The 9,328-nt window shown below is 60.2% G+C and carries 19 protein-coding genes; all 19 read left to right on the top strand.

Annotation, left to right across the window (positions count from 1 at the left end):
• The first annotated feature begins 340 nt into the window (after window positions 1-340).
• Entirely contained in the window at window positions 341-649 is a 309-nt protein-coding gene (rpsJ, locus tag FNA46_RS25485) for a 30S ribosomal protein S10 (RefSeq protein WP_003547547.1), read from the top strand.
• 35 nt (window positions 650-684) lie between these two features.
• Window positions 685-1,326, top strand: coding sequence for a 50S ribosomal protein L3 (gene rplC / locus FNA46_RS25480; protein WP_143128043.1), 642 nt, complete (start codon window positions 685-687; stop codon window positions 1,324-1,326).
• Window positions 1,327-1,341: 15 nt separating this feature from the next.
• A complete protein-coding gene (rplD, locus tag FNA46_RS25475) occupies window positions 1,342-1,962 on the top strand; it encodes a 50S ribosomal protein L4 (protein WP_143128042.1) in 621 nt (206 codons plus the stop codon).
• On the top strand, window positions 1,959-2,252 hold the full coding sequence (locus FNA46_RS25470) for a 50S ribosomal protein L23 (protein ID WP_143128041.1): 294 nt from the start codon (window positions 1,959-1,961) through the stop codon (window positions 2,250-2,252). The genes rplD and FNA46_RS25470 overlap by 4 nt, the downstream gene beginning before the upstream one ends.
• Before the next feature lie 17 nt (window positions 2,253-2,269).
• Window positions 2,270-3,106, top strand: coding sequence for a 50S ribosomal protein L2 (rplB, locus tag FNA46_RS25465; protein ID WP_143128040.1), 837 nt, complete (start codon window positions 2,270-2,272; stop codon window positions 3,104-3,106).
• 16 nt (window positions 3,107-3,122) lie between these two features.
• Complete coding sequence (rpsS, locus tag FNA46_RS25460; protein ID WP_075627127.1) at window positions 3,123-3,401, top strand: 30S ribosomal protein S19; 279 nt, start codon at window positions 3,123-3,125, stop codon at window positions 3,399-3,401.
• Window positions 3,402-3,403: 2 nt separating this feature from the next.
• Window positions 3,404-3,793 (top strand): 50S ribosomal protein L22, encoded by a 390-nt coding sequence (gene rplV, locus FNA46_RS25455; RefSeq protein WP_143128039.1) that lies wholly within the window; start codon window positions 3,404-3,406, stop codon window positions 3,791-3,793.
• On the top strand, window positions 3,793-4,512 hold the full coding sequence (gene rpsC, locus FNA46_RS25450) for a 30S ribosomal protein S3 (RefSeq protein ID WP_143128038.1): 720 nt from the start codon (window positions 3,793-3,795) through the stop codon (window positions 4,510-4,512). Before rplV ends, rpsC begins: the two co-directional genes overlap by 1 nt.
• Before the next feature lie 38 nt (window positions 4,513-4,550).
• Window positions 4,551-4,964 (top strand): 50S ribosomal protein L16, encoded by a 414-nt coding sequence (rplP, locus tag FNA46_RS25445; RefSeq protein ID WP_015915745.1) that lies wholly within the window; start codon window positions 4,551-4,553, stop codon window positions 4,962-4,964.
• A 12-nt stretch (window positions 4,965-4,976) separates the two neighbouring features.
• Window positions 4,977-5,177 carry a 50S ribosomal protein L29 gene (gene rpmC, locus FNA46_RS25440; protein WP_143128037.1) on the top strand — a complete coding sequence of 67 codons (201 nt, stop codon included), beginning with the start codon at window positions 4,977-4,979 and terminating at the stop codon, window positions 5,175-5,177.
• Between the two features lie 12 nt (window positions 5,178-5,189).
• Window positions 5,190-5,426, top strand: a complete 237-nt coding sequence (rpsQ, locus tag FNA46_RS25435; RefSeq protein WP_143128036.1) for a 30S ribosomal protein S17 — start codon at window positions 5,190-5,192, stop codon at window positions 5,424-5,426.
• 235 nt (window positions 5,427-5,661) lie between these two features.
• Window positions 5,662-6,030 (top strand): 50S ribosomal protein L14, encoded by a 369-nt coding sequence (gene rplN / locus FNA46_RS25430; RefSeq protein ID WP_007770138.1) that lies wholly within the window; start codon window positions 5,662-5,664, stop codon window positions 6,028-6,030.
• Window positions 6,031-6,044: 14 nt separating this feature from the next.
• Complete coding sequence (gene rplX / locus FNA46_RS25425; RefSeq protein ID WP_143128035.1) at window positions 6,045-6,353, top strand: 50S ribosomal protein L24; 309 nt, start codon at window positions 6,045-6,047, stop codon at window positions 6,351-6,353.
• Complete coding sequence (rplE, locus tag FNA46_RS25420; RefSeq protein ID WP_143128034.1) at window positions 6,346-6,903, top strand: 50S ribosomal protein L5; 558 nt, start codon at window positions 6,346-6,348, stop codon at window positions 6,901-6,903. The genes rplX and rplE overlap by 8 nt, the downstream gene beginning before the upstream one ends.
• Window positions 6,904-6,935: 32 nt before the next feature.
• Window positions 6,936-7,241 carry a 30S ribosomal protein S14 gene (rpsN, locus tag FNA46_RS25415; RefSeq protein WP_143128033.1) on the top strand — a complete coding sequence of 102 codons (306 nt, stop codon included), beginning with the start codon at window positions 6,936-6,938 and terminating at the stop codon, window positions 7,239-7,241.
• A 13-nt stretch (window positions 7,242-7,254) separates the two neighbouring features.
• On the top strand, window positions 7,255-7,653 hold the full coding sequence (rpsH, locus tag FNA46_RS25410) for a 30S ribosomal protein S8 (RefSeq protein WP_143128032.1): 399 nt from the start codon (window positions 7,255-7,257) through the stop codon (window positions 7,651-7,653).
• A 42-nt stretch (window positions 7,654-7,695) separates the two neighbouring features.
• Window positions 7,696-8,229 (top strand): 50S ribosomal protein L6, encoded by a 534-nt coding sequence (gene rplF, locus FNA46_RS25405; protein ID WP_143128031.1) that lies wholly within the window; start codon window positions 7,696-7,698, stop codon window positions 8,227-8,229.
• Between the two features lie 12 nt (window positions 8,230-8,241).
• The gene (gene rplR, locus FNA46_RS25400; RefSeq protein ID WP_143128030.1) at window positions 8,242-8,604 is read left to right on the top strand and encodes a 50S ribosomal protein L18; all 363 of its coding nucleotides are present in this window, start codon (window positions 8,242-8,244) and stop codon (window positions 8,602-8,604) included.
• Between the two features lie 150 nt (window positions 8,605-8,754).
• Window positions 8,755-9,324, top strand: a complete 570-nt coding sequence (gene rpsE, locus FNA46_RS25395) for a 30S ribosomal protein S5 (protein ID WP_143128029.1) — start codon at window positions 8,755-8,757, stop codon at window positions 9,322-9,324.
• The last annotated feature ends 4 nt before the right edge of the window (window positions 9,325-9,328 follow it).

The following is a 9,328-nucleotide window of genomic DNA, read 5'->3' as shown; positions in this document are numbered from 1 at the left end:
CCATCGTCGAGTAATTCGGCCAAAGGGGCAGGGGGTAACTCCTGTCCCTTGGCTCATTGCAGACAAAAAATTGCAGGCTTTGGCTTTCGGGCTCTTGCTTGTGACACAGAAATGTAGCAAATGGCGCGCGAGCGCGATTTGCCGCCTGCTTCGTATTCGAAGCGGGCAGACCAATCCAAAAGGTGGGCTTCAGGCCCGAAGAGTGGATGGGGATAGCGACCAGCGGAGCTGGCCGTTCTGTCCCCCTCGATCTTTGAAACCGGTGGTCCGCCTTTAGAGAGAAACGCCCCGTGCCGTGCTGTTGGTATCGGGGAAGAACACAGAACAAGGATAACGTCGAATGAACGGCCAAAATATCCGCATTCGCCTGAAGGCGTTCGATCATCGGATCCTCGATGCTTCCACGCGCGAGATCGTGTCGACGGCGAAGCGCACCGGTGCTAGCGTCCGGGGCCCCGTTCCGCTTCCGACCCGCATCGAGAAGTTTACGGTAAACCGGTCCCCTCACATCGATAAGAAGAGCCGCGAGCAGTTCGAAATGCGCACGCACAAGCGTCTGCTCGACATCGTGGATCCCACCCCGCAGACGGTTGACGCGCTGATGAAGCTCGATCTCGCCGCCGGCGTCGACGTGGAAATCAAGCTCTGAGGTCTTCCTCGGGCTGAGTGAGAAGGATTGAACCGATGCGTTCAGGTGTAATTGCACAGAAGGTCGGCATGACCCGCGTCTACAACGACGCTGGCGAGCATGTACCGGTAACGGTTCTGCGCGTTGACAACTGCCAGGTTGTTGCGCAGCGCACCGTCGAAAAGAATGGCTACACGGCCGTTCAGCTTGGCGCTGGCCAGGCGAAAGTCAAGAATACGAGCAAGGCACTGCGCGGCCACTTCGCCGTTGCCCAGGTCGAGCCGAAGCAGAAGCTCGTCGAGTTTCGCGTCGATGCCGACAACCTCATGGATGTTGGTTCTGCGGTAACGCCCAGCCACTTCACGGCTGGCCAGCTGGTCGACGTGACCGGCACCACGATCGGTAAGGGCTTTGCCGGCGCCATGAAGCGCCACAACTTCGGCGGTCTGCGTGCCACGCACGGTGTGTCCGTTTCGCACCGTTCGCACGGTTCGACCGGTAACAACCAGGACCCGGGCAAGGTCTGGAAGGGCAAGCGCATGGCTGGTCACATGGGCCAGACGCGCGTCACCACCCAGAACCTCGAAGTGGTTTCCACTGATGAAGACCGCGGTCTGATCCTCGTCAAGGGTGCCGTTCCCGGTTCGAAGGGCTCCTGGATCATCGTCCGCGACGCCATCAAGTCGGCCGCGAAGTAAGGGAGCCTTAGGAACATGGAATTCAACGTCACGACCCTCGAGGGCAAAGACGCCGGCAAGGTTTCCCTGTCTGACGCGATCTTCGGCCTCGATCCCCGCCAGGATATCCTGGCTCGCATGGTCCGCTGGCAGCTTGCCAAGAAGCAGCAGGGGACCCACAAGGCCAAGGGCCGCTCCGAAGTCGCTCGCACCGGCTCCAAGATGTACAAGCAGAAGGGTACGGGCCGCGCTCGTCACCATTCGGCTCGTGCGCCGCAGTTCCGCGGCGGTGGTAAGGCTCACGGCCCGGTTGTCCGCAGCCACGAGCATGACCTGCCGAAGAAGGTTCGCGCCCTGGCGCTCCGTCACGCCCTGTCTGCCAAGCTGAAGGCTGAAGAACTGATCATCATCGATCAGGTCGTTGCTGCCGAAGCCAAGACCAAGGTTGTTGCCGGCACGCTCGCAACGCTCGGCCTGACGAATGCGCTGATCATCGGCGGTTCGGAACTCGACAACAATTTCAAGCTCGCTGCCCAGAACATCCCGAACATCGATGTTCTGCCGGTACAGGGCATCAATGTGTACGACATCCTGCGTCGCGGCAAGCTGGTGCTTTCCAAGGCAGCGGTTGAGGCTCTGGAGGAGCGGTTCAAATGACGGATCTTCGCCACTATGATGTGATCGTCTCTCCGGCGATCACCGAAAAGTCGACGCTGGTCTCGGAATACAACCAGGTCGTCTTCAACGTTGCCAAGGGTGCCAGCAAGCCGGAAATCAAGGCCGCTGTGGAAGCTCTCTTCGGCGTCAAGGTCACGGCCGTCAACACGCTCGTCCGCAAGGGCAAGACCAAGCGTTTCCGCGGCTTCATCGGCAAGCAGAAGGACGTCAAGAAAGCCGTCGTGACGCTCGCCGAAGGTCAGTCCATCGACGTGTCGACGGGCGTCTGAGGTAGGGAAGAAGAACAATGGCATTGAAAAGCTTTAACCCGACGACTCCGAGCCAGCGCCAGCTGGTCATTGTCGACCGTTCCGGTCTGTACAAGGGCAAGCCGGTCAAGTCGCTGACCGAGGGTCTGACCTCGAAGGGCGGCCGCAACAACCTGGGCCGCATCACCGTGCGCTTCCGGGGCGGCGGTCACAAGCGTACCTACCGCCTGATCGACTTCAAGCGTCGCAAGTTCGACGTGGAAGGTACGGTCGAGCGTCTGGAATACGACCCGAACCGCACTGCCTTCATCGCTCTCGTCAGCTATGCCGACGGCGAACAGGCCTACATCCTGGCTCCGCAGCGTCTTGCTGTCGGCGACAAGGTCATCGCGTCCGACAAGGCCGTTGACGTGAAGCCCGGCAATGCGATGCCGCTTCAGTACATCCCGGTCGGCTCCATCATCCACAATGTGGAAATGAAGCCCGGCAAGGGTGGCCAGATCGCCCGTTCGGCTGGCGCCTACGCCCAGCTGGTCGGTCGTGACCAGGGCATGGCGATCCTGCGCCTGAACTCCGGCGAACAGCGCCTGGTTCACGGCACCTGCCTCGCTTCGATTGGTGCGGTTTCCAACCCGGAACACACCAACATCAACGATGGCAAGGCCGGCCGCTCGCGCTGGCGGGGCAAGCGTCCGCACGTTCGCGGCGTCGTCATGAACCCGGTTGACCACCCGCACGGCGGTGGTGAAGGCCGCACCTCCGGTGGCCGTCACCCGGTCACCCCCTGGGGCAAGCCGACGAAGGGCAAGCGCACACGTTCGAACAAGTCGACCGACAAGTTCATCATGCGCTCGCGCCATCAGCTGAAGAAGTAAGAGAAGGAAGTCAGATATGGCTCGTTCAGTTTGGAAAGGCCCGTTCGTCGACGGCTATCTTCTCAAGAAGGCTGAGAAGGTGCGCGAAGGCGGCCGCAATGAAGTCATCAAGATCTGGAGCCGCCGCTCCACGATCCTGCCGCAGTTCGTAGGCCTCACCTTCGGGGTCTACAACGGCAGCAAGCACGTTCCGGTCAGCGTCAACGAAGACATGGTCGGCCACAAGTTCGGTGAATTCTCTCCGACCCGGACCTATTACGGTCATGGCGCGGACAAGAAGGCAAAGAGGAAGTAATCATGGCGAAGGCAAAGACCGAACGCCGGCTGAAGGACAACGAGGCACAGGCAGTTGCCCGTACGCTTCGCGTCAGCCCGCAGAAGCTGAACCTCGTTGCCGCCATGATCCGCGGCAAGAAGGTTGAACGCGCGCTCGCCGAGCTCGAATTCTCCCGCAAGCGCATTGCCGGTCAGGTGAAGAAGACCCTCGAGTCGGCTATCGCCAACGCCGAGAACAACCACGACCTCGACGTCGACGCGCTGATCGTATCGGAAGCCTATGTCGGCAAGTCGATCACGATGAAGCGTTTCCACGCCCGTGGCCGCGGCCGCGCTTCCCGTATCGAGAAGCCGTTCGCGCACCTGACCATCGTGGTTCGTGAAGTCGAGGAAAAAGGGGAGGCCGCATAATGGGCCAGAAAATCAATCCGATCGGCTTCCGCCTCGGCATCAACCGTACCTGGGATAGCCGCTGGTTTGCAGACAACGCCGAATACGGCCAGCTTCTGCACGAAGACCTGAAGATGCGCGCCTTCCTGATGTCGGAACTGAAGCAGGCCGGCATTGCCAAGGTGGTGATCGAGCGTCCGCACAAGAAGTGCCGCGTCACGATCCACTCCGCCCGCCCGGGTCTCATCATCGGCAAGAAGGGCGCCGACATCGAAAAGCTTCGCAAGAAGCTTTCCGAGATGACCTCTTCGGAAACGCACCTCAACATCGTTGAAGTGCGCAAGCCGGAAGTCGACGCAACGCTCGTTGCCCAGTCGATCGCCCAGCAGCTGGAACGCCGCGTGGCCTTCCGTCGCGCCATGAAGCGCGCCGTGCAGTCCGCGATGCGTCTTGGCGCCGAAGGCATCAAGATCACCTGCGCAGGCCGTCTCGGCGGCGCGGAAATCGCTCGTACGGAATGGTACCGCGAAGGTCGCGTTCCGCTTCACACGCTGCGTGCAGACATCGACTACGGTACGGCTGAAGCCGAAACCGCATTCGGCATCTGCGGCATCAAGGTCTGGATCTTCAAGGGCGAAATCCTTGAGCACGATCCGATGGCTTCCGAACGTCGCGCTCTCGAAGGCGATGCTCAGGGTCCGGCAAGCCGTGACCGTGATCGTCGTCGCGAAAACGCTTGATAGGCGCTGGCGAAAGATAAGCTCGGAGAAGTAAGAAAATGTTGCAGCCAAAGCGTACCAAGTACCGCAAGCAGTTCAAGGGCCGCATCAAGGGCGTGGCCAAGGGTGGCTTCGACCTGGCATTCGGTGAATTCGGCCTCAAGGCTCTGGAACCGAACCGCGTCAACGCTCGTGAGATCGAGGCAGCTCGTCGTGCGATCACCCGCTACATGAAGCGCGCTGGTCGCGTTTGGATCCGCGTCTTCCCGGACGTTCCGGTCACGGCAAAGCCGACCGAAGTTCGTATGGGTAAGGGCAAGGGTTCGGTGGAATACTGGGCATGCAAGGTCAAGCCCGGTCGCATGATGTTCGAGATTGACGGTGTTTCGGAAGAAATCGCCCGCGAGGCGCTTCGTCTGGGCTCCGCCAAGCTCTCGGTCAAGACGCGCTTCGTTCAGCGCATCGCAGAGTAAGGGGTCAGGCACATGAAAGCCGAAGAAGTACGCGGCCTCACGGCCGATCAGCTCAAGGACAAGCTTGCGGAGCTCAAGAAGGAGCAGTTCAACCTGCGCTTCCAGAAGGCCACCGGTCAGCTTGAGAAGTCCTCGCGCATCACTGAGGTTCGCAAGGACATCGCTCGCGTGAAAACCATTGCCCGCCAGAAGGCGGCAGAAGCAAAGGCCTAAGGGAAGAACAATATGCCGAAGCGCATTCTGCAGGGCGTCGTGGTCAGCGACAAGAACGACAAGACGGTAGTTGTCCGGGTCGAGCGTCGATTCGCTCACCCGCTGCTCCAAAAGACCGTCCGTCGTTCCAAGAAGTACAAGGCACACGACGAAAACAACCAGTTCAAGGTCGGCGATGTCGTCTCCATCCAGGAGTGCGCGCCGATTTCCAAGGATAAGTGCTGGACGGTGATCTCCGCCCACGCTTAATTTGCAGTGATCCGCGCCTGGCCCTTGTGTTCGGCGCGGAAACCTGTATTAAGCAGCGCATTGGCGCAGAACGCCCGGTCACGGGCGTTCTTTTGCTTTGCAGCGCAGGGAAGGTCCCATCCGGGGAAACCGCCTTGGCAAGACCCAATCCCGCGCAACAAAATAAATATGTCCATGAGCCGGAAAAGGGGGCCTCGGCCCAACCGTTCCGGTCATTACAAGAAGGCGACCTGACATGATTCAGATGCAAACAAACCTCGACGTTGCCGATAATTCCGGCGCGCGTCGTGTCATGTGCATCAAGGTGCTGGGCGGCTCCAAGCGCAAGTACGCTTCGATCGGCGACATCATTGTCGTTTCGATCAAGGAAGCGATCCCGCGCGGCCGCGTCAAGAAGGGCGACGTGATGAAGGCCGTCGTCGTTCGCACCGCCAAGGACATCCGCCGCCCTGACGGCAGCGTCATCCGCTTCGATAACAACGCAGCGGTCCTCATCGACAACAAGAAAGAGCCGATCGGCACCCGTATCTTCGGACCGGTTCCGCGCGAACTTCGCGCCAAGAACCATATGAAGATCATCTCGCTGGCTCCGGAAGTACTCTAAGGGAGCGGATAGCCATGCAGAAGATTCGCAAGGGCGACAACGTCGTCGTTATCACCGGCAAGGACAAGGGCCGCACCGGTGAAGTCATTCAAGTGATGCCTAAGGAAGATCGCGCCGTTGTACGGGGCATCAACATGGTCAAGCGCCACCAGCGCCAGACCCAGACTGCGGAAGCAGGCATCATCAACAAGGAAGCTCCGATCCATCTGTCGAACATCGCGATTGTCGCGAAGGACGGCAAGCCGACCCGTGTCGGTTTTGCTGTTGTCGATGGCAAGAAGGTCCGTGTAGCCAAGCGTACGGGAGATGTGATCGATGGCTGAGGCAAAGTACGAACCGCGTCTCAAGACGGAATACGTATCCCGCATTCGCGCAGCGATGCAGGAGCAGTTTTCCTACGCCAACGAGATGCAGATCCCGAAGCTGGAAAAGATCGTCATCAACATGGGCGTGGGTGAGGCGACTGCCGACTCCAAGAAGCCCACCGTTGCTGCTGCCGATCTTGCGGCCATTGCCGGCCAGAAGCCGGTGATCACCCGCGCCCGCAACTCCATCGCCGGCTTCAAGGTCCGCGAAGGCATGCCGATCGGTGCCAAGGTGACGCTTCGCGGCGCTCGCATGTATGAATTCCTGGATCGCCTGGTCAACATCGCGCTGCCGCGCGTTCGCGACTTCCGCGGCCTGAATCCGAAGAGCTTTGACGGCCGTGGCAACTTCGCCATGGGCATCAAGGAGCACATCGTGTTCCCGGAGATCAACTACGACAAGGTTGATCAGATGTGGGGCATGGACATCATCGTTTGCACGACGGCAAACACGGACGACGAAGCACGGGCTCTTCTGAAAGAGTTCAACTTCCCGTTCCGTACGTAACCGTAACGACGAGCGTAGAAAAGGAACTCGATATGGCGAAGACAAGCGCAATCGAAAAGAACAAGCGCCGCCGCAAGACGGTTGCCGACCATGCTGCCAAGCGTGCAGCACTGAAGGCAATCATCATGAACCAGGACCTGCCGATCGAAGATCGCTTCAAGGCTACCTTGAAGCTGGCTTCGCTGCCGCGCAACGGTTCCAAGACCCGTATCCGTAACCGCTGCGAAGTGACTGGCCGCCCGCGCGCCTTCTATCGCAAGCTCAAGATGTCCCGTATCGCGCTGCGCGAACTGGGCAACCTGGGCAAGGTTCCCGGTATCGTGAAGTCCAGCTGGTAAGGAGACGGTTCACATGACCATGACTGATCCTCTGGGCGATATGCTCACCCGCATCCGCAACGGCGCAGCCCGCCGCAAGTCCTCGGTCACGACGCCGGCCTCCAAGCTGCGCGCCCGTGTTCTCGATGTCCTGCAGTCCGAAGGCTACATCCGCGGTTATTCCCAGGTCGATTACGGCAACGGCAAGTCCGATTTCGAGATCGAGCTGAAGTACTATGAAGGCGCTTCGGTCATCCGCGAGATCGGCCGCGTGTCCAAGCCGGGCCGCCGGGTCTATGTCTCGGTGAAGTCCATTCCGCAGGTCGCGAACGGCCTCGGCATCACCATTCTTTCGACCCCGAAGGGTGTGATGGCCGATCATCAGGCGCGCGAACAGAACGTTGGTGGCGAGGTTCTCTGCTCGGTCTTCTAAGATCGGTCAGAGCCCTCCTTAACGAACAGACAGGATTGAAACATGTCTCGTATCGGTAAAAAGCCCGTTCAGGTTCCGGCAGGTGTTACGGCCGCTGTCGAAGGACAGACGGTGACTGCAAAGGGCCCGAAGGGCGAACTCGTATTCGTTGCAAACGACGAAGTGAAGGTATCGTTCGACAACAATGCGGTTTCGGTGGTTCCGGCCAACGATTCCAAGGATGCTCGCGCAAAGTGGGGCATGTCCCGCACGATGATCGAGAACCTCTTCAAGGGCGTCAAGGACGGCTTCGAGCGCAAGCTCGAAATCAACGGCGTTGGTTATCGCGCCGCCATGCAGGGCAAGAACCTGCAGCTGTCCCTCGGCTTCAGCCATGACGTCGTGTATGAGCCTCCGCAGGGCATCACCATTGCCGTGCCGAAGCCGACGGAAATCGTCGTCACCGGCATTAACAAGCAACAGGTCGGTCAGGTTGCCGCGGAAATCCGCGAATACCGCGGTCCGGAGCCCTACAAGGGCAAGGGCGTCAAGTACGCCGAAGAACGGATCGTCCGCAAGGAAGGCAAGAAGAAGTAAGGTTGACGCGATATGGCTAGCAGGAAAGAAGCACTTGCAAAGCGCGCGAGCCGTGTACGCCGCCAGATCAAGGCGGTTGCCAATGGCCGCCCGCGTCTGTCGGTTCATCGCTCGTCGAAGAACATCTATGCCCAGATCATTGATGACGTGGCCGGCGTGACGCTGGCTGCTGCATCGACCCTCGACGCAGGCCTGCGTTCCACCCTGAAGACGGGTGCGGACAAGGGCGCTGCGGCTGCCGTCGGCAAGCTCGTTGCAGAGCGCGCCACCGCAGCAGGCGTGTCCGAAGTGGTCTTTGACCGCGGCGCCTTCGTCTATCACGGCCGCATCAAGGCACTCGCCGATGCTGCCCGCGAAGGTGGTCTGAGCTTCTAAAAAATATAAGGTCCGGTCTTTCGGGGCCGGACCTTATGGCGTATGACGCCACCACACCGGCCGGTCGGCTCTCTTTTCGCTTGCGAGGGGAGGGCAGCCGGCTTTTCGAAGTCTGCCGTTCGCACCCGGAAAAGAAAAAGGAAAAGGACAATGGCACAGGAAAAGAGAGGCTCGCGCGAGGATCGCTCGAGCCGTGAAGAGCGCGACAGCGAATTCGTCGACAAGCTGGTCGCGATCAACCGCGTTGCAAAGGTCGTCAAGGGTGGCCGTCGCTTCGGCTTCGCAGCCCTCGTCGTCGTCGGTGACCAGAAGGGCCGCGTTGGCTTCGGTCACGGCAAGGCACGCGAAGTGCCGGAAGCAATCCGCAAGGCAACGGAAGCTGCCAAGCGCGATCTGATCTTCGTGCCGCTGCGCGATGGCCGCACGCTGCATCACGACGTCAACGGCCGTCATGGCGCCGGCAAGGTTCTGCTGCGCTCTGCCAAGGCCGGTACCGGTATCATCGCCGGTGGTCCGATGCGCGCCGTCTTCGAAACGCTCGGCGTTCACGACGTCGTCGCCAAGTCGACCGGTTCCTCGAACCCGTACAACATGGTTCGCGCAACGTTCGACGCCCTGAAGCACCAGGTGCATCCGAAGGACATCGCAGCTCAGCGCGGCATCAAGTACGCCACGCTTCAGGCTCGCCGTGCCGCTTCCGGCAATGCAGCGGAAGAATAAGGAG

It is taken from the genome of Affinirhizobium straminoryzae, assembly GCF_007004135.1.
GTDB classification, from domain to species: Bacteria; Pseudomonadota; Alphaproteobacteria; order Rhizobiales; family Rhizobiaceae; genus Neorhizobium; species Neorhizobium straminoryzae.
This window is presented reverse-complemented; position numbering and strand designations above follow the sequence as displayed.